General features: G+C 57.6%; 19 protein-coding genes. 6 read left to right on the top strand and 13 right to left on the bottom strand.

The annotated features are described in order from the left end of the window. Window positions 1-14: 14 nt before the first annotated feature. Genes I9182_RS19040 through I9182_RS19020 form a run of 5 tightly spaced genes read right to left on the bottom strand, consistent with a single transcriptional unit; the run spans window position 15 to window position 5105 of the window. Complete coding sequence (locus tag I9182_RS19040; RefSeq protein WP_209599297.1) at window positions 15-986, bottom strand: NAD-dependent epimerase/dehydratase family protein; 972 nt, start codon at window positions 984-986, stop codon at window positions 15-17. Window positions 987-1019: 33 nt separating this feature from the next. After that, a complete protein-coding gene (locus I9182_RS19035) occupies window positions 1020-1763 on the bottom strand; it encodes a polysaccharide deacetylase family protein (RefSeq protein ID WP_209599296.1) in 744 nt (247 codons plus the stop codon). Window positions 1764-1766: 3 nt separating this feature from the next. After that, on the bottom strand, window positions 1767-3206 hold the full coding sequence (locus I9182_RS19030) for an FAD-dependent oxidoreductase (RefSeq protein ID WP_209599295.1): 1440 nt from the start codon (window positions 3204-3206) through the stop codon (window positions 1767-1769). Next, window positions 3203-4177: a lysylphosphatidylglycerol synthase transmembrane domain-containing protein gene (locus I9182_RS19025; protein ID WP_209599294.1), complete on the bottom strand. Its 975-nt coding sequence runs from the start codon at window positions 4175-4177 to the stop codon at window positions 3203-3205. Before I9182_RS19025 ends, I9182_RS19030 begins: the two co-directional genes overlap by 4 nt. A 1-nt stretch (window position 4178) precedes the next feature. Next, entirely contained in the window at window positions 4179-5105 is a 927-nt protein-coding gene (locus I9182_RS19020; RefSeq protein WP_209599293.1) for a glycosyltransferase family 2 protein, read from the bottom strand. A 307-nt stretch (window positions 5106-5412) separates the two neighbouring features. Between I9182_RS19020 and I9182_RS19015 the strand changes: the two genes are divergently transcribed. After that, window positions 5413-6849, top strand: coding sequence for a lipopolysaccharide biosynthesis protein (locus I9182_RS19015; RefSeq protein ID WP_209599292.1), 1437 nt, complete (start codon window positions 5413-5415; stop codon window positions 6847-6849). 47 nt (window positions 6850-6896) lie between these two features. On the opposite strand, the gene I9182_RS19010 is transcribed toward I9182_RS19015, so the two are convergent. Then, window positions 6897-8402, bottom strand: coding sequence for a PepSY-associated TM helix domain-containing protein (locus I9182_RS19010; RefSeq protein WP_209599291.1), 1506 nt, complete (start codon window positions 8400-8402; stop codon window positions 6897-6899). 243 nt (window positions 8403-8645) lie between these two features. On the opposite strand from I9182_RS19010, the gene I9182_RS19005 reads away from it, so the two are divergent. Together I9182_RS19005 and I9182_RS19000 are read left to right on the top strand one after the other, a co-directional pair. After that, entirely contained in the window at window positions 8646-9629 is a 984-nt protein-coding gene (locus I9182_RS19005; protein WP_209507460.1) for a glycosyltransferase family 2 protein, read from the top strand. Beyond that, window positions 9626-11677 carry a glycosyltransferase family 39 protein gene (locus I9182_RS19000; RefSeq protein ID WP_209599290.1) on the top strand — a complete coding sequence of 684 codons (2052 nt, stop codon included), beginning with the start codon at window positions 9626-9628 and terminating at the stop codon, window positions 11675-11677. Before I9182_RS19005 ends, I9182_RS19000 begins: the two co-directional genes overlap by 4 nt. Before the next feature lie 35 nt (window positions 11678-11712). Here the strand turns inward: I9182_RS19000 and I9182_RS18995 are convergent, their stop codons facing one another. The 6 genes from I9182_RS18995 to rfbF all read right to left on the bottom strand — a co-directional run bounded on the left by I9182_RS18995 (window position 11713) and on the right by rfbF (window position 18207). Then, entirely contained in the window at window positions 11713-13749 is a 2037-nt protein-coding gene (locus I9182_RS18995) for a radical SAM protein (protein WP_209599289.1), read from the bottom strand. Window positions 13750-13852: 103 nt separating this feature from the next. Further along, window positions 13853-14254: a GtrA family protein gene (locus tag I9182_RS18990; protein ID WP_209599288.1), complete on the bottom strand. Its 402-nt coding sequence runs from the start codon at window positions 14252-14254 to the stop codon at window positions 13853-13855. Further along, a complete protein-coding gene (locus tag I9182_RS18985) occupies window positions 14251-15129 on the bottom strand; it encodes an NAD(P)-dependent oxidoreductase (protein WP_209599287.1) in 879 nt (292 codons plus the stop codon). Before I9182_RS18985 ends, I9182_RS18990 begins: the two co-directional genes overlap by 4 nt. After that, on the bottom strand, window positions 15129-16361 hold the full coding sequence (locus I9182_RS18980) for a class I SAM-dependent methyltransferase (protein WP_209599286.1): 1233 nt from the start codon (window positions 16359-16361) through the stop codon (window positions 15129-15131). The genes I9182_RS18985 and I9182_RS18980 overlap by 1 nt, the downstream gene beginning before the upstream one ends. Further along, a complete protein-coding gene (rfbG, locus tag I9182_RS18975; RefSeq protein ID WP_209599285.1) occupies window positions 16358-17452 on the bottom strand; it encodes a CDP-glucose 4,6-dehydratase in 1095 nt (364 codons plus the stop codon). The genes I9182_RS18980 and rfbG overlap by 4 nt, the downstream gene beginning before the upstream one ends. Further along, a complete protein-coding gene (gene rfbF / locus I9182_RS18970; RefSeq protein ID WP_209507451.1) occupies window positions 17434-18207 on the bottom strand; it encodes a glucose-1-phosphate cytidylyltransferase in 774 nt (257 codons plus the stop codon). The genes rfbG and rfbF overlap by 19 nt, the downstream gene beginning before the upstream one ends. A 673-nt stretch (window positions 18208-18880) precedes the next feature. Between rfbF and I9182_RS18965 the strand changes: the two genes are divergently transcribed. After that, window positions 18881-20365, top strand: a complete 1485-nt coding sequence (locus I9182_RS18965) for an NAD(P)/FAD-dependent oxidoreductase (RefSeq protein ID WP_245222734.1) — start codon at window positions 18881-18883, stop codon at window positions 20363-20365. 3 nt (window positions 20366-20368) lie between these two features. On the opposite strand, the gene asnB is transcribed toward I9182_RS18965, so the two are convergent. After that, window positions 20369-22285: an asparagine synthase (glutamine-hydrolyzing) gene (asnB, locus tag I9182_RS18960; RefSeq protein ID WP_209599283.1), complete on the bottom strand. Its 1917-nt coding sequence runs from the start codon at window positions 22283-22285 to the stop codon at window positions 20369-20371. Between the two features lie 104 nt (window positions 22286-22389). Between asnB and I9182_RS18955 the strand changes: the two genes are divergently transcribed. Then, on the top strand, window positions 22390-23121 hold the full coding sequence (locus I9182_RS18955) for a response regulator transcription factor (RefSeq protein WP_209599282.1): 732 nt from the start codon (window positions 22390-22392) through the stop codon (window positions 23119-23121). Further along, on the top strand, window positions 23111-24457 hold the full coding sequence (locus I9182_RS18950; RefSeq protein WP_209599281.1) for a sensor histidine kinase: 1347 nt from the start codon (window positions 23111-23113) through the stop codon (window positions 24455-24457). Before I9182_RS18955 ends, I9182_RS18950 begins: the two co-directional genes overlap by 11 nt. Window positions 24458-24499 lie beyond the last annotated feature (42 nt).

Raw genomic sequence — 24499 nt, 5'->3', positions numbered from 1 at the left:
CGGGGTATGCGGCCTCATGCGGGAACCGGGCGCTTCATCTCGGCGACGATGTCATCGATGATCTGCTGCAGCGTTCGCATCGGGCGGAACCCGGTGACACGTTGCAGTTTCGAGACATCGGGCAGGCGGCGCTGCATATCTTCGAAGCCTTCGGGATAGACCGTGTCGTAAGGAACACATTGAATTTCCGAGGCAGAGCCGGTCGTTCGGATGACCTGTTCGGCCAGCTCGCGGATCGTGACCTCCTGATCGGTGCCGACATTGAACACGTCGCCGCGTGCATCAGACAGGGTCATCAGACGGCACATGGCCTCGACCACATCGGCGACATGGCCGAAACAGCGTGATTGTTCACCAGTGCCGTGGACCATCAGCGGCGCGCCTTCCAGTGCTGACTTGACGAAATTCGGCAGCACCATCCCGTAGCGCCCGGTCTGACGCGGGCCGGTGGTATTGAAGAACCGCAGCACCGTGACCGGCAGGTCGGATTCGCGCGCATGGGCCAGTGCCAGAAACTCGTCCAGCGTCTTGGCACAGGCATAGGACCAGCGCAGATTGCGGGTGGCGCCGATGGTCAGATCGCCTTCTTCCTGAAAGGGGAAATTGGTGCTTTTGCCATAAACCTCGGAACTGGAGGCGATGAACGTATGCGTCTTGTTCACCAGCGCGGCATCCAGCACGTTCTCGGTCCCCGCCACATTGGTCAGGATCGACCGGCTGGGTTCGTCCATGATCAGCTTGACCCCGACGGCGGCGGCCAGGTGGAACACCACATCCGCCGGATCGACCAGTTCGGCGACCAGCCCCCGGTCAAGAATGCTGCCTTTGACAAAAGTGAAGCCCGGGTGATCCGCGACAGAAGCCAGATTGGACATCAGCCCGGTCGACAGATCGTCAAGGATCGTGACCCGATGCCCTTCACCGATCAGCCGTTCCGTTAAATGGGAGCCTATAAACCCGGCGCCGCCGGTAATCAGAATATGCATTTGTTTGTACCAGTCACTGTGTAAGAACCAACTTTACCACGATTTTCCCCGCACCATCGCACGGATGCCGCGCATTGCCCTGCGGGCCGTGAGATAGGGCCCGCCGCGCCCGGCAAGATGTGCCTTCCAGCGGGCGATGTTGTTGAAATAGAACATCTCGAGCCGGGGCAGGTCGTGCATATCATCCCCCGCTTTGGCCACGCCCAGCCTTGTGCCGACCGAGGTGTCGTAATGCTGCGCGATCTGTCTGAGAACGCTAGAGTTCGACGCGCCATAAGGTGGTGCGAAATGCCGGGTGGGCTGGCCAAGCCGGGCGGCAATGTCCTGAGCGGATCCGCTGACTTCCTCTTCCAGCATGAGCGCATCCAGCGTGGTGAGATCGGGATGAGTGACACTATGCGCGCCAAAACAGACCCCTTCTGCTGCCAGCGTCTCGACCCTGTTCCAGCCCATCAGCGGGCGGGCAGGGATATTGCCCCCGGCCCAGCTGTCGCTGCCGCCCATCAGGCCCGAGGGCAGATAGACGATCGGGCAGAAGCCGTGATCGCGCAGGATGGGCCAGGCGGTGTCGGCGAAATCCTGGAACCCGTCATCGAAACTGATGATGACCACACGGGGGGCAGGCGGGTTGGCCAGCGCGTCCGGCGTCACCACCGGCAGGCCGGACGCCGCCAGCGCCTGCATCTGTGCCGCAAAGACGTCGGGCGCAATCGAGGTCGGCCCCGGCGCATCCGAGATCGAATGATACATCAGGATATCGGCCTGCCAGGCGGGCATGGGTCAGTCTTCCACCACATGGGTGGCAAAGACCTCGCGATATTTGTTCCATTTCGCGCGGTCGACATGGCCCTTGTCGTCGATGCAATCCGCCGCGCCATAGGCCATGGCAAAGGCGTGATGGGTATTATCGTGGGCGAACAGGCCCTGCCGTCCAAATACGAGCAATCCGTCCAGATTTGAGAGCCACTGATCTACCGTATCGAACCGCTCTTCATAGCCCATATCGTAAACCGGATAGGCGTGGCTTAGCCGCCGGGTTTCACAGCGGCGCACCGGAACCGTGACCGGCAGGCCCAGCTGACCCAGCCATTTGGTGAATTCCTGCCCCAGCTCCTCGTCGGACATGGACCACCATTTCTCATCCGGGTCACAGGGCAGTTCGGCGCACAGCACGGTGACGCCTTTTGGTGTGCCGCTGGCGTTATAGTTCTTGGGCTCTGACATCCGGCTGATCGGGATCGACAGTTCCGGGAAGTAATGTGCATCGAACTCGGTGAACTGGTCGGTCTCCAGCACCAGATACAGCAGGATCATGCCCCGGAAGCGGATCGCGCGAGCCGCCTCGACCACCTCGGGCGGCGGCGTGTCGACCAGTCCGGTCAGTCCGGTCAGCGGGATGGTCGACAGGATCAGATCGCCGGTCAGGTGCCGTTCCCCCTCGCCCTCGCGGATCGTCAGGCCGGTGATGTGGTTGCCGTCCCGTTCGATGGCGGTGATTTCGGTGTTGAACAGGAAAGTTGCCCCGTTGCTTTCCGCGCTGTCCCGCATCGCATCCGAGATTTGCCCGAACCCCTTGCGCGGATAAAAGAACCGCCCGGCGGTTTCACTGCGCAGCCCCGGCAGCAGGCGCAGCATCTTCATCAGGATCTTGCCGACCGACCCGCTGCCGACCCGGCGCTCAGCCAGTTTCACGGCCAGCTTGTCCGGGTCCAGCCCCCACAGTTTGCGCACGTAGGGGAAATAGAAATTGTCCGAAATCGTCGGCCCCAGCCCGTCATAAAGCACGGTCGAGAATGTCTCGGGCCCGGTGCTTTTCTTGCGGAACGGCTTCAGCACCATGTCCCCGATCAGCGACAAGGCAAAGGGTTTGGGCAGGCGCATCAGCGCGTCGGTCAGTTTCAGCGGGAAGTGAATCCATTTTCCGCCCAGCCGGATGCGCCCGTGGCGCGGGCGCAGCAGCAGATCGTCCCCCAGCAGGGCTTTCACATCGGCCAGAACCTCGGGCTCTGCCGCCGGGTGAAACCGGTGCGAGCCATAATCGCAAATCACGCGTTCAACCGGGAAGGACGCTGAATTGCCGCCCGCGATAGCGGCGCGTTCGATTACCGTTACGCGGGCCTGCCCGGTTAACGCATGGGCCGCGGCCAGCCCGGCCGGTCCGGCACCCAGTATGATGATATGGGGCTTGTCGTCGCCGTTGGGTCGGGAAACATCCGTCACTTGCACTCTTCCTTTTGGGAATTTGCCGGGGTGCTGAACCGCATCCCGGACAGGGTCAGAACCAGCGCGCCAAGCCCGCCTGCCGTAAACAACACTACCTGCCAGACCAGCCCGGCGGCCACGACCGCAGGCGCGCTGGCGCCAAATGGGGCCAGAAACCCGGCCAGCGTGGCCTCGCGCAGGCCTAGCCCGTTCAGCGAGACCGGCAGAATCGCAATGATCTTGGCCAGCGGCCAGGCGAAAATCCATGGCCCGGCGGCTACATCGACACCTGCCGCGATGGCCAGCCACCAGGCCAGCAGGACCAGCACCAGCTGAATCAGCACAGATGCGACAAAGGCAATGGCCAGCGTACCGGGTTTGCGGCCCATCCCAGCCAGCGCATCGGCCAGGCGATGGGCAAACCCTTTGCCGGGCAGGGACGGGATATAGCGCCAGGGCAGGGGCAGCAGGCGCGGCAAGGCGGCCATACCCGCCAGCGCGGCCAGCAGGATCAGCGCAACCGGCCAGATCATATGCCCGCCCGCAGCGCTTTCCCATGTCAGCACCAGGCCCAGACAGGACAGGGTCAGCAACGCCACCATGTCGATCAGCCGGTCAACGGTTGCGCCCGCAACAACCTGCGCGCCGTCTTTCATCGCCGCCTGCGCCAGGCCGGCCCGCACCGTATCACCGCCAATTGCACCGGGCAGGCACAGATTTGCGGCCAGTCCGGCAAAATGCGCCCGGATGGCCAGCAGGGGCGAAAGCCCCCGGTTCAGCAGCAGCCACCATTTCAGCGCGGCCCCCACATGGGCCAGCAGGAACAGGGTCAGCACGCATAGAAAGACCCAGATCGGGATCGACTTCAGTGCCGCCACGATGGCCTCAGCGGGAAGCAACCAGAACAGGATCGCCAGCACCACGACCGACCCGGCCACCCGGATCAGCCAACGCCGTTGACTTGGGTCGGAAAGCAGCCTGCCGCTCATGTCACGGTCTGAGGTGCAGCCGCGAGATCATGTCGGCGATCAGCCCCAGTGACCAGATCATGATCGCGGCCAGGAATGAGAACACTGCAGTTTCGCTGAGGTTCCAGTAGAACATGTCGATAATGAACTTCACCGTGCCCAACGTGAAAAATGCCAGACCTAGCGGAATGAACACCCGCAGCGGGTTGAACAGCGTGCTGATGCGCAGGATCAGGATGATGAAGTTCAGGAAATCAATCGGACGGATTTTCGATTTGCCCACCCGTTTGCCGTATTCGATGGGCGTATAGATCATCCTTTTACCATTCGAGGTCATGCACAGCGTGATCGTGGTGGTGAACGAAAAGTTCTGCGGCAGCAGCGGCAGGAATGGGATCAACTCGGATTTGCGGAACACGCGCAGGCCCGAGTTCAGATCGTTGATCTTGCGCTCGGCCAGAAATGAAGCGAAGGCGAACAGGAATTTCTTGGCCGGCCTGCGCAGCAGCGGCACGTTTTTCATCGCCGCCCCCCGGTCGCCCACCACCATGTCCTGATCACGGCACATGGCCAGCATGCCCGGCAGATAGCGCGCAGGGTATGTGCTGTCGGCATCCAGAATGGCCACATATTCATGCTGCGCCATCCGCACCCCGCGCTTGAGGCTGGCGCCATAGCCGGAATTGACGTCGTTGAAGGTAACGGTGGCACCACTGGCCTCGGCCTCGGCGCGGGTATTATCCTGGCTGGCGTCGTCCACCACGATGATCTCGTAAGGGATATTCAGCGGCTCAAGATGGGTGCGCACGTCCTCGACAGTATGGCGGACGGCGTTTTCCTCGTTATAGGCGGGGATGACCACACTTAGGCTCATGCCGGCGGTGTCCGATGCGATCAGCTCTTCGGGTGTGGTGCTGTTCGTCACCATCGGCTCTGCGACTTTGTTCATGAAAATGAAAACCTTTTATTCACTTAATAGTCCCAGCCCCAGCCCCCGCTGCAAGATTTGCGTGGCGCATGGAACGTAACGGGCATAATTCCCTGTATTGCGTATAGTATTCGAACACGTACAGACTGAACATAGGCAATAAATTTGACCAAATTCGACCGTTAAGGCGTCAAGTTTGTAATTACGTATACTGCACGCAGCAGGTGCAAGTGTTTGAGGCATGTGCCGCCTGGAACATGGCGGGGTGCGGGCAGCAGGAAGGAAACGGATGTCAGGGCGGCAGAGTTTCAGCAGCGGAGTTGCCTGGATGTCGGCTGGTATCTGGGTCGAGCAGGCGTTCAACTTCATCATTTTTGCCATTCTTGCCCGTATTTTAGGGGTCGAAGCCTTTGGCCTGCTGGCGATGGTTGCGGCCTTTGTGCTGTTTTCCGAATTTCTGGTCCGCGAAACGATTTCCGACATTCTGCTGACCCGTGATGCGCTGTCAGCAGAGCGGCTGAATTCAGTTTTCTGGTTGCTGGCGCTGCTCGGGGGTGTGTTGACAATTGCGCTTTATCTGGGCGCAGGGCTGGTCTCGAAATTCTACAATGAGCCGGTTGCGGGCGAATTGTTGATAGGATTGTCCCCGACAGTGCTGATGATTTCGCTGACGGCAGTGCCTGTGGCGATCCTGCGCCGGGAAATGAAGTTCCGTGTTCTGGCCATCCGCGCAGCACTTGGTGCGGCGGTCGGAGGGGTGGTGGGAATTGGCATGGCGCTGACCGGCTACGGGGTCTGGAGCCTAGTCGGTCAGCGGCTGGCGATGACAGCGACCAATATCGTGATGGCCTGGGGCGCAGTGTCCTGGCGTCCGGCTTTTCACGCGTCGCGGGATCACATGCGCAGGATTTTGCATTTCAGCCACCGGATTCTGGGCTTGCGCGCGGCGGAACTGGCGGCGGTGCAATCCCCCGCGGTGATCATCGGCGCGATGCTGGGGCCGGTTCCGGCGGGGTATTATGCAATTGCCTGGCGGGTGATCGAGACGGCCTCGTTTCTCATGATCACGCCGCTGCGCACCGTGGCGCAGCCTGCCTTTGGCGCCGCGGCGCGCGATGGAGGTCAAGCGGCGGATTTGCTGATCGACGTCATGCGCCTGACCGGGTTTCTGGCTTTTCCCGCCTTTGCCGGTCTGGCGGTTCTGTCAGAGCCCGCGCTGGTCTTGCTGTTTGGTCAGAAATGGGCTCCGGCGGCTCCGGTCCTGAGCCTGATGTCGGTGTTCGGCATGTATCTGTGCGCCGAAAAGGTGCAGCAGACCTTTTGTCTGGCGGCAGGTCAGGCCGGGCGTCTGGCGGTTCTGTCCTGGGTCGAAGTGGCGCTGGCGGCGGCAGCGATTGTAGTACTGGCCCCTTATGGCTTACCGGTTGTCACAGCTGGTTTCGTGGCGGTCTTTCTGCTGATCTGGCCGCTCAAATTCGCCAATCTGGGACATATTGCAGGGCTGCCCGGCCCGGCTTTGATGCGGCAGCATCTCGCACCGTTTCTGCTATCTGCAGGAATGGCTCTCGCGGTGTTTGGGATTACATGGCAACTGGATGGGATGTCTCAGATTTTGCGTCTTCTGATCGGCACTGCGACCGGAATTGTTGTTTATTGTCTGTTGGCTGTTCTGTTTTTGCTCGACAGGTTACGTCTGCTGATCGCAATGGTGCGTATGAAAGAGGAAACAGATCCCGAGATTGACCCGCAAGAGGTCAGTGGATAGCACATATTAATGCGCTACCCATCCTGGTTGATGAGCGGAACAGGCAGCTACCAAATCGGTGCGCCGAGGCGGAAATTGACAGTCTTCTCCGCGCCGTTGGATTTTTTGAGGTGAGCGGTGATGTTATTCTCTGTCTCCGAAGGGAGCAGCTCAAAACTGGCGATGGCCCTGTCACCGTTCTGTGTGAATTTGACCGCCTGCACCTCATCGCCATTGATCGTGATCGCTGCAGCCTGAACATCAGGCTCACCGATCCGAAGTTGGATATCAAGGGCGGTGTCGCGCCGGAGTGGGGCATCCATAATCAATCGGGCAACCGACGGTGGGGCGTCGATTGCAAAAGCTCTGGTTCTGTCGTGGGAATTAGGGCCAAAACGGTAATACGCGGTAAACAGAATACCTGCCAATAACAGAAGGTATCCCCACCGGGTCCATCCCATACCACGCCAGATGCGTTTGAACGGGCCATATTGCGCGGCGCCAGGGGCAATTCTGGCCGCGAAAATCAGGGCTCCTGTAACAGCAAGGCCGGTGGCAATCAGGCCAAGAATAATCCATAGCGCCATCGAAAACCCGCCGCCCCAGGTGCCGAAATGCAGCATATCCATCAAGGGCTTCCAATAGGTGAACCCCCCAATATCATCCGGTGTAAATGCGCCCAGAACGTCAAGTGTGATGGGATCTATGAACACGCTGCCTGTTCCGAAAAAGCCTGAATGGCCATCCAGATTTCCGGAAAAGTTTATACTATCTGTCTTTTTGTCCGGCAGGAATACAAGAAACGGATCAAACCCTGGCAGCGCTTCCCGGGCCCGGGCTTCTGCCTGGTCGATAAAGGTCGTGTCAAGATTGGCGGGCAGAGCAACATCGCGGGGAACGGGGGGCTTGGGATGTGGTCTGGTGCCATCGAACCCCAGACTGCCCAGCAGGAAATAGAAGCTGGTAACGGCGGTCAGAAACAGCAGCGGCGCGGCCCAGAGGGCCGTCAGTCGATGCGTGCTGCCAGCCCAGGACCGAATGCCGGCTGCGCGGCTAGGCCAGCGGAAAAACCCTTTCCAGAAGCGCCGATAGGTAATGAGGCCGCTGACAAGCTGAAACAAAAGCACGACCGACATGGCGCAGACCAGCATGAATACGATCCGCTGTTCGGTCAGGAACGTGTCATGAAGATCACGCAGGATGTTGCGAAAGCCCAATGGTCGTGTTTCCGCGACAACCGCGCCAGTGGTGGGGTCGGTCCAAAAGCTGACTTTTTCTCCCCAGCCTGTGTGGGCTGCTGTACGGTCCACGAACCAGGGGGCCGGTCGCCTATGGATGACAAAGACACGACTTTCAGGGTGGGTCTCTTTGATACTGCCGTAAATTGCGCCAAAGCTGGCGGTACGTTCTTCCTTGGTGGCGGTGGTCCAGATTGCCGTACGACCAACCGATTCAAGTTCGAAACCGGCAACAAGCAATGTGCCGGTCAGAAACATGAATGCGAAGAAAAGCGACAGATGCAGTCCCAGCCAAGTGTGGAGTTTGAAAAGTGAATTGCGGATTTTGCGGTTCATCTGAATGTTTATCTGTCTACAATGTCTGGGAACACTAAGCCGAGTAATCGTGCTGGAAACAATGGCAAGATAGCCTTGCCGCAGAAGAGGGGTGAATTGGGCTTTTGATGTTGCGATGAGCACACGTTATTTCATGGTATTCCCGCAGGTTAGGTGTTGTGCGAATCCCGAACTTCGCGGGATGATATAATTATACCCGGGTATTGTTGGGGTAAGCGGTGCTGTTTGATGTTAAATAGAGCTATGAAAACAATTTCCATTGTCTCGCCATGCTTCAATGAAGAAGACAACGTGGCGAATTGTTACGAAACCGTAAAGTCGATTTTCGACAAGGAACTGCCGGGCTACAGGCGCGAGCATATTTTCATCGACAATGCCTCCACGGACCGGACCGTGGATATCCTGCGCGAGATCGCCGCAAAGGATTCGGACGTGAAAGTGGTGGTCAATGCCCGCAATTTCGGGGTGTTCCGGTCAACCTTCAACGGGTTGCGCTATGCCACTGGTGACGGGGTTGTTGTCATGCTGCCTGTTGACCTGCAGGACCCGCCCGAGCTGATCCCGGAGTTCGTCGAGTTGTGGGAAAGCGGCTATGACGTGGTGGCCGGTGCCCGCAGTACCCGAGAGGAAGGGTTCGTGATGCGCAACGCACGCGGCCTTTTCTATCGGATCGTCAATGGTCTGTCGGACGTCTGGCTGGAACCATCGGTCGGAGAGTTTCAACTGATTGACCGCAAAGTGCTTGAGGCAGTGCTGGCCCACAATGACCACTACCCTTATATCCGCGGCATCATTGCCAGCTGCGGCTTCCGTCGGATCATCAAACCTTATGTCTGGCAGGCGCGGAAAAGCGGCTTGACCAAGCACAGCTTGATGGCGCTGACCGATCAGGCGCTGAATGCTATTTTTTCTTTCACGCGTGCCCCGATGCGGTTCTGCACGATCAGCGGACTGGTGATTGCGGCCGGCTGTATTCTGTTTTCGCTCATTTCCGCGGTTCTGTTTTTCTTTAATCCCGATCAGGCGCCGCGCGGGACGACAACCATCATCGTATCCCTGTTTTTCCTGTCAGGTATCCAGATGCTGTTTATTGGAATGTTGGGGGAATACATCACCTCGATCCACAATCAGGTACGCGGGGGCCCCATCGTGACCGAGCAGGAACGCATCAACATTGAAGGTCCTGCGCGGGACCCGGCACTGACTAGAGACGAGCGTCTGGCATGATTGCCGGTTTGAGCCGCGGCAAATGGTGCGGCCTTGCGCTTGTGATGGCGCTCTGCGCCAGCCCGGCCTGGGCTGTTGACGCACCGGTTACCAATGCAACTCTGCCCGAGCTGCGCATATGGTTTGGGTGCATGGTGGTGGCTTCGGTGTTTTTTCTGGGCTTCTTCTGGCTGCGTGGTCAGGTTCTGTTTGGCATTCTGAGTGTAATAGCTCTTTTAGGCGGGGCAGCCCGGCTGTGGCTGACGCAACCGCTTTGGTTTCCACGCCTTGAGATTTCTGCGGACCCGCCTGAGAACCTGATCATGCTGGCGATACTGGCGATGCAGGCGGCGGTGATCGGCGTTGTTCTCATACGGCCCTCAGGGCGCGCAGCCATCGGCGGTCTTTTCGCCAAAGCGGGGATATTTAGCCTGTTTCTGCTGATGGTTCTGGTCGCGATTTTCAGCCTGTCGGCAACTCCTTATATCGCCTATGGCTATCATGTGGCCTATGGCTTGCAGATCGGTGTTGGCGGTGTGTTGTCACTGGTTCAACTGGCCACGCTATTGGCCATGTTTGTTGTGGTTGGGCCAGACCACATGCCGCGTATCCCGGCGGCTGGTTTGGCGGTGTTTGCGACTTTGGTCAGCGCCATACTGGCCTGGACGGCGTTCGATCGGGTGCCCCATGTCGAGGATGAGCTGGCCTATCTTTTTCAGGCACGGACCTTTGCGGCGGGCACGCTCTGGGCTCCGGCCCCGCCCGAAGCGGCACACCCCGCGCTGGAATATTATCTTCTCGAAATACATGAGGGCAAATGGATCAGTGTTCCGGCACAGGGCTGGGCCATCGTTTTGAGCCTTGGGGTGCTGGTCGGGGCGCCATGGGTGATCAATCCGATCCTGACCGGGATATCGGTTTGGCTAGCTCATGACATTGTCCGCCGGGCTGTCAGCCGGGAACGCGCGGATATGGTCGCGTTGCTTATGGCAACCTCACCCTGGGTGCTGGCTGTCGGGGCCACGCTGATGAACCACGCGCTTATGCTGGTGACGATCTTACTGGCCTGGTGGTGTTTGATTCGGGCCGGAGAAGGGTCTGCCCGCCGGGCGGTATTCCTGGCATTTGCCGCCGGGCTGGCCTTGGGATGGGGGTTTGTCACCCGACCGTTGGACGGGTTGATCGTGGGTGGTCTGACAGGCCTGTGGGTGCTTCGCCGATTGCCTGCCGGGATCGGGCAAGTGCTTGCCTGTGGTGTCGGGGGCATCCTGTCCGGGTCTGTCGTTTTTCTGGTCAATCACGCGATCACGGGCGATCCGTTGTTGACCGCACAAGCCGACTATCTCAGCCGTCTGTGGCCGGACACGCAAAACGCATTTGGATTTGGGGAGAATGTGGGCCCGCCCGCCCAGAGCTGGGGCGCGCTGGATATCTGGATCGGTCACAGTCCCGCCGAAGCCGTGTTGAACCTGATAAATGCGATTGCCTCGCTTAACCTCGAACTTCTGGGCTGGACATTCGGATCTCTGGTTCCGCTCTGGATCGTCTTTATCTGGCGCAAAAAGCTGACCGGGTTTGACCGTGCGATGCTGGTGATCTTTGCTGCCCTCGTGGCAGTTCTGTTCTTCTATTGGTTTACAGGCACCTTCTACCTCGGACCGCGCTATTGGCACACGGCATTGCTGCCTATCCTGGTTTTGTCCGCGGCTGGGATCGAGGCGATCAATGACCGGTTGCCCGAGCAGTATCGCGGCCGCCTGCATTGTGTCGTTCTGTTGCTCTGCGCCATTTCGGTTGTCAGTTTCACATCCTGGCGCGGTGTTTCGAAATATGACGGATATGGCGGGTATAACGGTGACATCAGGCGACAGGTTGAAGCCGCTGATCTGGGCAATGCGTTGATTTTTGTCTCGACAAAAGGAGATATCGGGTCTGCGCTTTATCTCAACGATCCGTTCCTGCCACAGAATAAACCGATCTTCCTCAATGATCTGGGGCCGGATCAGAACGCCGCCATTATCGCGGCCTTCCCCGGACGCGAGGTTGTCTACCTGAGCGACGCAGACTGACACGCCCCGGGTCAGTCGGGTTTTCCCGAGCGCAATTACTCAGCAGCGTGCTGGTTTTCGGCGGCCACAAAGTTGCGTCTGAAATCATTGGCAAACATCGTGCGCGTGAACCGGCCCAACCCCGAGGCATGCTCGCCAAAGGTGTCGATCCGGGACAGCAGGGTCGTTTTCACACGAGGATCGACCTGCGTCTGGAAATCACGCGGGGTGTCAAACTGATAATCACGCAAGGAGCCTTCATACCCCGAATTTCGCCAAGCCTCGACATCGAATGACGAACTCCAGACCGGTTCATGCTCCAGACTCTGTGAAAAGGGAGCATGCAGCATCACGGCGCTGTAATAGTTGATGATCGTATCAAGCATCGCATGCGCTTCGTGATCACCTTCATCCAGCAGATCCGAAATGGCCCGTTTCAGGAAAACAAGCGCTTCGTCCAGTACAATGAACCGGCCAATCATCGAGTATTTGCTGAGCAGATTGCCCCCCAGTTCACCGCTGATCAGGTCATCGTAATTGTCCTGCGCCCAAGCCACGCAATCGGCCCGGGTTTCAAACAGCTCAGCCTGGTTCTCTTCCAGATAACCAGCCAAGGCATTGCGGAACGGCTCCGGTGCCTGATCCAGAATCTTTTGCATATGTTTGATGATCTGGAACGGTCGGATGTCCAGAGAACGCGCCAGCCGGAAGGCTTCTTCGAAATTGTTTTCATAATAGAAGATCGTCAGAAGCAGATGGAAAACACGGGTGTCCAGATAATCCTGGAACGAAAAATTCTCGGACTGGACCACCATTTCCTCGGTCTCGACCACGGTTGGGCCGTTATATTTGCCCAGGCATCGGGCAACGACCCGGTGCAGGGTTTTGAAACCAAATTCTTTGCGGCTGTCAGGATTGGCCAGTGGCGCGCCATGCAGCAGCATCAATTGGTGTGCCGCCACCCGGCTGACACCGGTTTCGATCAGCTTGTCGACCGCATCCATAAAGGATTCTTTGGTTTCACCCGGCATACACAGGATCAGCTCGCCATAGGATTGCATGCCCTTTGAATGAAGCTCCTGCTGTACCTCGGTATAAGTATCCAGGCTGATGTTGTCGCGTTTGATGTTCTTCAGAACTACCGGATTCAGGGACTGGACCGACGAGGTCATTGGCAACCGGCCCTTGGCCTTGCGCATCACCTTGATGATCCGGTCGCCGCGGTTTTTGCCGGTGGTTGTCCGGATATATTTGGGCCAGTCGTATTTATCCATCAGATGGCCCAGATAGTCGGCCACTTCTTCGTCCTGCACATACATGCCGAAATTATCGTCAGCAAAACACAAGGGGCTGGCATGGTTGATGCGGGCCACGATGTAATCCAGATCGGCCTTAGTACGCTCGAACGAATGGCGGAAAACTTTCGAATTCGATTTGACCGCCGAGTTGCAGAAGGCACAGGTGAACGGACAGCCGCGGGCCAGCTGCATCAGTGCAAACAGGCCGGTATCAAAGAACTTGTCCATCAGCCCGGCAAGATAGGGTGACGGGATTTCGTCCAGATCGCGGATGCGGGGCGGCTCGCTCCCGCGCAGGATCTCTCCGGTTTTGGGGTGCACGTAAAGCGCGCCATCGACGGCCTCTTCCCACATGCCTTCGCGGCGGGCGCCAACGTCGATGAACCGTTGCAGCGTACTGAGGAAGGCGCGCTCGCCCTCATAGGTGGGGCCGCGCACATGCATGTCGATCTGTGGCATGGTCCGGATCCAGCTGTCCTGTTCTTCTTCGGTCAGTGGAAAATTGGGGCCGCCCATGAGGGTCAGAACATTGGGATTGATCGCCTTGACGTAATCCGCAAAGGACAAGGCCAGGTGGTGGTTCCAGGAATAGCTTGAGAAACCAATGACGTCGGGTACCGCCACATCAATGGCTGCCTTCAATTCCTGAGGGTCGCGGAAGATTGCAACCTCCAACGGTGTCGGGCTTTTGGCATAGGTTTTGGCAAAAGTAGCAAGATTGCCGACACCCAGCGGATAGGTGTCCGACGTAGCGGTAACGAGGTTATGGCCGAGATCGGCAAGGTAAAGACGCATTAGTTAACTATCCTCGCGGTACAGTTCTTATGTCAAATTTTAGGCTCCACGGTCGGTTTGGACTTCGATGGCCAATGTGCCGGAATGTTATTTTTAATCATCTTCAAACACTCTGCTGCCAGGGGAAGTGACCCGTCAACACCCTGGAGATCATGATGAAGGCCAGGATGGCGGTGGGCAAAACAAGTACCCCCTGCGCGATGATCGGTTGCAGACCAGCGGACAGCAAACCCTCAAGCGAAAGGGCGTTGAACGCGTAGACGAACAGATAGGACAGCACGTAATAGGGCAAACGTCCAAAACCCTTGGTGTCGAAGACAAGCCGGGCGTGGGTCATGAAGTTCCACAAAACTCCACCAGAAAACGAAATCGCCAATGCGGCTTGCGGTGGCAGGCCTGACAGGCTGAGGCCGGTAAACAGCGCATAGCCAAACGCCGTATTCAGTACCCCGACCAAAGCGAAGCGCATGAATGATTTCTTTCGGGGGATAAGCAGCTTTTTCATAAGCGGGCCCCTTCTGTACAAAGAATGTCCGCCACCCCTGAGACGATATCATGTTGCGGGGTAAATCCGGCTTCGTTCCGCAGCCGGGTTACATCCGCTGCCAGCCGGTCGGGATCATTTGCCGCGCGGGAGATAGCCCCCAGCCGGATCAGGTCAGGGTGATGCATCTGGTTTGCGACCTCTTCAATCAACTGCCGGACCGGGACGGCGGTGCCGCTTGCTATATTGATCGCGCCGGTGACATTGGTTTCCAGCAAAAGCGCCAGCGCGCGCGCCAGATCATCAACATGCAGGAAATCCCGTTCCTGTCGTCCATCGGTGCAATTTACGGGCTCACCTATCTTCAGATTTGAAATCAGATCGCCAAACAACCGGCCCGGCGGTTCATCCGGTCCGTAGACAAAGAAAATGCGGGCCCAGGCCAGAGACAAGCCAAGCGCATCCTGGCCTGCGCTTAGCGCCAGACCGGTCGCAGCCTTTGCGGCCCCGTACAAGGTGCGTGGCCGCAAAGGTGTTGCTTCGGTCAGCTCCGGCACCGACCAGTCATATTCGGCACAGCTTCCGGCGCAGATCACACGCCGCCCGCCGATGCGCGCAAACTCCCGCACCAAGTGCAGCGTGGCGGCCATCCAGTCCAGATTGGCCGGGGAAGCCCAGCGGTCGCGTGGCCCGTCATGCCAGGCCAGATGAACCAGATGGCTGGCGCGGGTTGTTTCAAGGGCTGCTGTGGTGGCCCTGGGGTCCAGCAGATCACAGGGGATGTCGCTTGCCGGGTTGCGGCCCAGCGTCACCACCTCATGGCCCGCCTGTGTCAGAGCCGGAACCGTCGCGCGTCCGATCAATCCGGTTGCGCCGGTCAGCAGAACCCGTGCCATCAGCTGATCCTGACTTCCGGCACGGCGGTCACGAACCGTACCTTCAGGTCGGACAGTTGCCCGATGACCTCATCCCGGATGTTCCAGGGCAGGATCAGCACGTAATCCGGCGGCGCCTCGCGCAGGGCTTCGACTCCATGCACGGGGATATGGCTGCCGGGCAGCAGCGTGTTCTGTTTGGCCGGGTTGCGGTCGACGCAGTAAGAGATCAGATCGGGGCCGATCCCGGCATAGTTCAGCAGCGTATTGCCCTTGGCAGCGGCACCGTAGGCGGCAACCGTGTCGCCCCGCGCCTTTGTTTCACGCAGGAAGGCAAGCAACCCATCGCGCAGCGCTTCGACCTGAGTGGTGAAATTCATGTAGCCCTCAGGCCGGTCGAACTGTGCCGCAGCCTCGTCCGCGCGGACCTTGGCCAGGCCGGGGCCTTCGGGGTGGCTGGCCCCTTCAAGGCAGGCATAAACCCGCAGCGATCCGCCATGGGTTGGCAGCTCTTCGACGTCGAAGACGCGCAAACCCGCCTTGGCAAAGATTGCCTCGACCGCCAGCAGCGACAGATAGGAATAATGTTCGTGATAGATCGTGTCGAACTGCACGCTTTTGATCAGGTTCAGAAGGTGCGGAAATTCAACTGTATAGACCGCGTCCCCCGTCAGCAGGGTGGCGATGCCGGCAACGAAATCGTTGATGTCAGGCACATGCGCCAGCACATTGGCCGAGGCAATCAGGGCCGGGGGTTTCTCGACCGCAGCAACCTTTCGGGCCAGCGCCTCGCCGAAATAATCGACCAGCGTGCGCACACCCCTTTCCTGTGCCGCCGCCGCCACATTGCCTGAAGGTTCGATCCCCAGAACCGGGATGCCTTTTTCAACGAAATACTGCAGCAGATATCCGTCATTCGAGGCGATCTCGATCACCAGATCATCCGGCCCGAGAACGAACCGGTCGACCATTTTTTCCACGTAATCCCGGCAATGGGCCAGCCAGCTGTCCGAGAAGCTGGAGAAATAGGCGTAATCGGTCGAAAAAATCTCTTCCGCCGGTACGACATCATCCACCTGAACCAACCAGCATTCGGTGCAGACGCGGGCGTGCAATGGATAGACCGGGTCCGGTGTGTCCGCTTTCGCGGGGTCGACATAGGAATTGGCCAGAGGGGACAGTCCGAGATCGACAAGCGTCATCTCAAGGTCCGCGCCGCAATGGCGGCAGGTGGGATGGGTCGTGCCGGTCATACCTGTCTCATGCTCAGTGTTTCGAATTCGGCAATCTGGGCGTGGCACAGCTCGGTTGCCGGAGTGCCGCGGGCCCAGCCCGCATACCAGTCTGCCGTCAGCCTGACGGTGTCGTCAAAACTCAGGACCGGGCGCCAGCCAAGCAGTGCACGCGCCTGCGATACATCCAGCCGAAGCATCTTGGCCTCATGCGGCGCATCCGCCGGGGTGTCGATATCGATCCGGCCCTGCCCAAGCGCCTTGATGACCGCCTGGGCTACATCCAGAACCGGGCGTTCATCGTCACGTTCGGGGCCAAAATTCCATCCCGCTGCGAAGGCACCGTCCTGTTCGAGCTTCTGGGCCAGCATCATGTACCCCCTGAGAGGTTCCAGAACATGTTGCCAGGGGCGGATTGCGCCGGGATAGCGTAATACGACGCGTCCTTCATCGCTCAGACAACCGCGCACGATATCGGGAACCAAACGGTCTTCGGCCCAGTCGCCACCGCCAATGACATTGCCCGCGCGTGCGCTGGCAATCCGGGCCGGATGTGGATCGGCAGCATCCGGTGAATAATAGCTGCGCCGCATTGCTGCGGCCGCTATTTCGGTCGCACCCTTCGATGCGGAATACGGATCATGCCCGCCCATCGGATCGGTTTCGCGATAGCCCCAGACCTGTTCGACATTCTCGTAGGCCTTGTCCGAGGTTGCCACCACCACCGCGCGCAGGCTCGGGGCTGCACGCAGTGCGTCCAAAAGCTGAACCGTGCCCAGAACATTGGTGGCAAAGGTCTCAACCGGAGTGCGATAGGAGCGCCGGACCAGGGATTGCGCCGCCAGATGAAAGACGAATTCAGGGTCGGTTTCCGCGATGATCCGGTCCAGGGCCGCACGATCATTCAGGTCGCCAGTGACCGACCTTATTTTGCGCTGATCCAGCAATGCCCAGAGATTGGGTTTCGTTTCGGGGGCAAGGGCGTATCCGGCGACTTCTGCACCAGCCTCGGCCAGCCAGGCAGCCAGCCAGGCGCCTTTGAAGCCGGTATGCCCGGTTACAAGCACCCTGCGTCCGGAAAACGCGCTCGCACTCATTCCCAGATTTTCCACGGCGCATTGCCTGTGGCCCAGTGTTCTTCCAGTTCCTGGCGTTCGCGAATAGTGTCCATGGGCTGCCAGAAGCCTTTATGTTCAAAGGCCATCAGCTCGCCATCGCGCGTCAGGTTCATCAGGGGGCTGCGTTCCCAGGCGGTATCGTCGCCATCAATGTAATCGCCCACTTTGGGGGACAGCACGAAAAACCCCCCATTGATCAGCCCACCATCCCCGACGGGTTTTTCAGAGAAATTCAGGACCTGATTGCTCTGCAGCTCGAGCTGGCCGAAGCGGCGGGGCGGAGGAACTGCCGTGACGGTTGCGAGCTTGCCATGCGCCCGGTGAAAATCGATCCCGGCCCGAATGTCGATATCACCAACACCGTCGCCATAGGTCAGGCAGAACGCTTCTTCATCCTTGAGCAGATGCATGACCCGGCGAAGGCGCCCACCAGTCTGGCTGTTGTCTCCGGTGTCGATCAATGTCACGCGCCACGGTTCTGACTTGCTGTTTGCAATTTCAAGACCGCCATTGGCCAGGTCGATCGTAACGTCCGAGTTGTGCAGAAAGAAATTCGCGAAGAATTCCTTGATGACATAACCTTTGTACCCCAGGCAGACGATGAAATCCGTGACGCCATGGGCCGCGTAGATTTTCATGATATGCCAGATGATCGGCTTACCACCGATCTCGACCATGGGTTTTGGTATCTTGACGGTTTCTTCGCTGAGCCGCGTGCCTAAGCCGCCGGCCAGAATAACGCACTTCATAAAATTGCTCCCTCGTTAACAACGAGACTGGCTACCAATACACTCGTCTTAACCCGGATCTGGGCATCCGGGTTATTGCAAACATTCGCACGCATTAGGACGACAGCGCCGCCACCCTGTCAAGATTCACTAAGCCACGAGTCGTGAGGCACTGAATTTCCTGTTGCCTTGGCGCTCAACCATACACAATGGGGAGAAAGAGACGATATTGTTGACGCGCCCTTTCAGCCGGGCAATCCAGTGAAGAACATCACAGAGATAGCGCTCAAAAGAGCTCATATTCAGGGTTGTACATGTTGTATCAGAATTGCGCGGACCAAATGCACATTTCACACCTGCGGGAAATTTTGACAAAGCTATACCGGTCGGAAAACATCGTTACGATTCAAATTATTGGGAAAAACACATGCAGTTTGGGACTATACAGGAGACAGAGGTTTTCACCAATTTTGAACCGGTTTTCGACACAGGCGATCTGGTTCGCATCTGCCCCCTCTCTCTCTGTGGGATGGACAGCGGGTGCGGTTCGTCTAATCAGGGTGCCGATTTTCTGTACGAAAGGCCGGGCATCAAAACTCAGGCACTCTGTTTAAGGGGCTGACAGGATTTTGTTGTGAATCCCGGATAACCTCTTGTAGCCTTAGGTAAGTGTTTTGGTATGGGTGTTAGTCATTTGAAAAAAGATATTGTTCCCGTTGTAGTCATCGGTGGCGGCCCAGCCGGGCTGACAGCCGCCTATGAACTGCAAAAATTGAGCGGCACACATGTTCTCCGGGTCTTTGAAGCTTCGGATATGGTGGGCGGCATTTCCCGAACTGAAACGCATAAAGGGTATCGCTTTGACATAGGCGGGCACCGGTTTTTCACCAAGGTGCGTGAGGTCGAGGACATGTGGCATGAGGTGATGGGGGATGATTTCATCACCGTGCAACGCCTGAGCCGCATCTTCTACCGCAACAAGTTCTATGATTATCCGCTGCGGATCTTCAACGCTTTGGGCAATATCGGCCCTTACGAGACCTACAAGATCATCGGCAGCTTCATCAAATGGAAGCTGCGGCCCAAACCGCAGGAAGACACGTTCGAAGAATGGGTGATCAACCGCTTTGGCGGACGGCTCTACATGCATTTTTTCCACAGCTACACCAAGAAGGTCTGGGGTATTCCACCGTCGGAAATCCGGGCCGACTGGGCCGCGCAGCGGATCAAGAACCTATCCCTGCCCAAGGCGGTCTGGAACGCTATTTCGGGTGCCAATGATACGGCCAGCCTGATCGAGGAATTCCAGTATCCCCGCCTGGGCCCTGGCATGATGTGGGAAAAGACCCGCGATCTGATCCAGGAAAAGGGCGGTTCGGTCGAAACCCGTTCCGAAGTGGTGAGGGTGAACCGCGATGGCAACCGCGTCACGTCGATTGATGTGCGTCATTGGGACGAAAACGGTGACAAAACAACCGAACGGGTCGAGGGTGAGGAATTCATCAATTCGATGGCCGTGCGCGATCTGATCCATTCCTTTGATCCACCACCACCGCCCGAGGTGGTCGAGGCTGCCGATCGCCTGAAGTATCGCGATTTCCTGATCGTGACCTTGATTCTGGATCACGCCGATCCGTTCCCGGACAACTGGATTTACATCCACAGTCCCAAGGTGAAGGTCGGTCGCATTCAGAATTTCCGCGCCTGGTCCAAGGAAATGCTACCCGACCAGAATACTGCCTCGATCGGGATGGAATATTTCTGCCAGAAGGGCGACGGGCTTTGGTCCTCCTCCGACGAGGATCTCAAACACCTCGCCAGTGAGGAACTTGAAAAGCTTGGTCTGGCCAAAGCCAGTGATGTCATTGATTGTGCGGTTATCCGGCAACCCAAGGCCTATCCGGTTTATGACAGCGAATACAAAGAGGCACTGGACACGGTCAGTGACTGGCTGAAGACGCTGGAAAACTTCCAGACCGTGGGTCGCAATGGTCTGCACCGCTATAACAATCAGGATCATTCGATGCTGTCGGCGATGTATGCCGCCCGCAATATCATGGGCGAGAACTACGACGTCTGGGACGTGAATGTGGAACGCTCCTACCATGAAGAGTTTGAAGCCAACCCCAAGAAAACGGCTGCGCCAAAAAAAAACTTTCGTAAAAGCACGGCGCTCTGATCCTTAGCCAGGGACTGCGGTGCTTGTGGGTTTGTTTCTGATTGACGGGTTGGGATGATATGTGTCCGGCCAGATGGTGACGTGGTCGCGTAATCTGGCAACTTCCCGACCTTCGTCCTGATGGTCCAGTCCGCATCGTAGCCAAACTTCGGCCAGCAAAAGCCGCAACCGAAGGTCCGGGGCCGTTTCGGTGATTACGTCGTGCATTTGGGTCCGGGTCAGGCCGATCAGGTCCCGCAGATGGGCGTTCCTGAAGTATTCAGGACGAATTTCCAGTCGCTGAAATACCGTCGTCTGTGTCGCGTTCTTGATACGGGGGCTCAGGTTGCGCGGGACATAACGATTGGCGACTTCTTCAACGACCCATTTGTTGCGAACAAACGGATGAGCGTTCCCGAAGGCAAAGGGCGAAAGCCGGAGTTTATGCCGGGTCGGAAGATTGGCGGAAAACCGGGCTAATCGGGTATCCAAAAACGGAAGCCGCACTTCGATACCTGCGGCCATGCCCATCGTGTCATTGAGATGCAAAAACTCTGACAGGGGATGGCGCATGCGATCCAGCGTCCATTGTCTGCCGTGATCCCTGGGGTTTTGTGGCGATGCGTTGTGATGGCAGGAGATCTCCTGCGGCTCCCTCTGTTTTGCATGGTCATGCACCAGCTTTTTTGCGCGCTTCGTAGTCAGGATGGACCCTATGCCCGACATTGCCTGCACCCGGCGCATCAGCCGTCTGTATCCATCGTTCAAACGCTTTCGCCCAAACCGGGGATTTCCGAGAAACAATTCGTCTGCGCCTGCACCAGAAATCAGACCTTTCATTCCGGAATCAGTTGCAAGCCGGGCCGCCATCATCAGTGGCGTGCAATTTGCAGGTTCTGAGGGGGGGCGTTCATAGTGCCGAATGACTCGGGGAAGCATGTCAATAAAATCGCACTCATCGACATCGGTAACGTGCAACTCCAGTTTAAGACTTCTGGCTAGGTTGCGAGCCGCATCAACTTCACTGCGTTCACCTTTCACATTGGCATGGAACAACGGCAGGTTTTGATGTTGTGCTGCTGCTATGGCAGCAATCAGTGACGAATCCACACCGCCTGAACAAAAAGCCCCAACAGGCGCTTCGGCGAACAAATGCGCGGCCAAGGATTTGTGCATCAGATCCGCAAACTCATCGACAATTTCGGGCGTGGGCAAGCCGTCAAGCCGGATCATTTCATCGGGGTCGAAGAAATCGTTCAATCGGAAGAAAGATGAAATCTTGATCTTGTCCGACCCGTCAAACTGCAGGCAAGTCCCTGGGGCCAGGCTCTGGATGCCATTATAGAAGGTCTGATCCGGATCCGGTTCTCCGGAATTCATCAGATAAGCTGTTACCGAGTTGATGTCCGGCTGTACTGTCATCCACGGCTCGAAAGCTTTTATTTCCGACGCAAACAGAAAGGCGGGGCCTTCTTTGGTCGGGCCTTGCACCCAATAAAGCGGCTTCATTCCGAAGCGATCCCTCGCCAGCAGGACCTGCCGCGTGCTGCGGTCGACAAAGGCAAGTCCGAACATGCCTTCGAACCGGATCAGTGCGCTCGAACCCCATTGGATCAGACTGTGTAAAACAACCTCGGTATCGGAAGTTGTCCGGAAGGAAATCCCCAACGCTTCCAACTCAGACCGCAAGGACCTGAAGTTGTAGACTTCACCAGTGTAGGCAAGGGTGTAACGGCCCGTTGGATCCTTGAAAGGCTGATCCGACCGTATATCGGTATCGACAAGGGACAGGCGTCGGTGCGCCAACCCAAGGCCGGGTTCTATCAGGATATGGCTGGCATCCGGGCCGCGATAACGTATGGAAAACGCGCTTTTGCGCAGCCGCAGATTGTCAGGGGTTTGTGCTGCATCCTCTGGGAAGATACCAAACAGGCCACACATTCGGAACTCCGGTATTACAGTAGGTTAGCGAGGCAAAACCCACCACATCAGATTCTGATCGCTTTCGACGGCGGGTCAGATGCACTATAGAAAGAGCGGAATGAATGGCACATGTCAGCCTTTGTCATGCCCTGTTCATGTTCGCTGCGCGTGTCAGCTATGAGGGTCTGATGAAAATACTTGTTGCCGAAGACGACGATACGCTGCGCAATAATCTTGGTTGCCTGATGCGAGCGCGTGGCGATGTCGTAAGGCTGACTGATAACGGTAATGACGCGCTGTTTCTGGGGGAGACCGAAGATTGGGACGTCATCGTTCTGGATCTGGGGTTGCCGGGACTGGACGGGCTTTCGGTTCTGCACGAATGGCGCAGTCGCAACATGGCGACCCCGGTTCTGATCCTGTCGGCACGTGACAGTTGGAATGACATCGTATCCGGACTACGCAGCGGGGCTGACGACTATCTGGCAAAACCCTTTCACTCCGAAGAACTCATGGCACGGCTCGAAGCCTTGGTGCGGCGCGCAAGTGGACGCGGTGCGCCCTCGATTGAAGTCGGGGACCTGTCAGTTTTGCCCGATGAAAAGACAGCCTATTTCAAGGGTCGAACTATTCCTCTGACCGCGTTTGAATTTCGCGCCCTGGAGCATCTTGCCCGGCATGCGGGTTCGGTCGTCAGCCGGGCAGACCTGATTGAGCATATCTATGCCGAGGAAATAGACTTGAATTCAAACGTCATCGACGTTTTGATCTCGCGCTTGCGCCGCAAGATGGCGGCCTCTTTGGTGGAAACCGTGCGCAGGCAAGGTTATCGGATTCCCACAGATGATCGGTGACTGGGCCACGATTCCGCGCCGCGTATCGATTGCGTCAATCGCGATATGTTGTGCCGTACTTGGACTTGGCGCGGCTATTTTCATTCAGCTCTACCGCGTCCAGGAAATCCGCGAACTGGAATTGATTCTTGCCCAGGATCTGTTGATCGAATCCAGCCGGATCACTTTGAATGGGACCGACATAGAGCTGTCCGAAGGAGTCGGGCGCGGAATTTATGACCTGGAAGATGTAAACTGGGTTTGGCAGCTCATCGAAGATCAGGAGGGGGGGCTCTCCAGGATTCTGTTTCAATCTCCGTCACTTGGCCCGGTCACCGCGAACAGCACGGTTCTTGCCGTACCACCCTCGGGCAAGGGTGATTTCATAAGCCCTAACGGAGGCTTTGTGCGCGGTATATCGGCCCCCTTTCCGGGAGCCGCGCCCGAAGAAGGGCTGAGTTTCCGGATTGCGGCGCCCATGCGACGTGTCAGCGAAGGAATTCGCAGCGCGACCCAGCTGGTTGCACTGGTTTTCTTCGGCATCGCCCTGACGGTTTCGGTTTCAGTCTATTTTACAGTAAACCGGGGTCTCAGACCGCTCAAACGGCTCAGCGAATCTGTCAAAGCCATGCGCCAGCAGGATACGATCATTGATGGGCAAAACTGGCCGCCAGACTTGATCCCAGTGGTTGATGAGTTGCGAGAGCTGCATCGTCGCAACAACACAAATCTTGAAAAAACTCGTAGGAAGAATGCCGAATTGGCACATGGATTGAAAACGCCGCTGGCCGCTCTGATCCGCGTTGCCGAAGCGCTGGATGATGACAGGCGCGATCAGATTATTGGCCTTGTCGATCGGATGACGCGGGTCATCAAGCGTAACCTCAGCCGCGCCCGGACCGAACGTCCTTATGGCAAATCTTCAGCCGTTCGCACCAGCGCCGAAGACGTAATGTATGCGCTTGGTGTTATTTTCAGAGACCGAATGCCCGAGGTGGAAATCACCATAGATGCCGGAATGATATTTTTCGGCGAGATGGCGGACATTCAGGAGATTTTTGGCAACCTGATGGAAAACGCGTGTTTCTGGGCTGAAAGCCACGTGCATATTTCAGCGATCGCAGAGAGCAAGGATATGATTACGCTTTGCATCGAAGACGATGGCCCGGGTATGGAGCAAAGTCGGCAGATGTCCGACGTGTCCACCGGTGAAGACAGGGGTGAACGCGGGTTAGGCCTGTTGATTGTCCGGGATATAGCCGAGCTTTATGGAGGAATGGTCCATATCGGGACATCCGCTCTGGGTGGGGCGAAAGTGTCGGTCATACTGCCTGGATGGATCGAAACGCCGAAATAGATACCTATACGGCTATTTGTTTCCCTGAAATCACCAATGTGG

The organism is Ruegeria sp. HKCCSP351 (assembly GCF_017872535.1).
Classification (GTDB): domain Bacteria; phylum Pseudomonadota; class Alphaproteobacteria; order Rhodobacterales; family Rhodobacteraceae; genus Ruegeria.
Note: the sequence above shows the minus strand (reverse complement) of the source record. Positions and strands in the feature narration are given on the sequence as shown.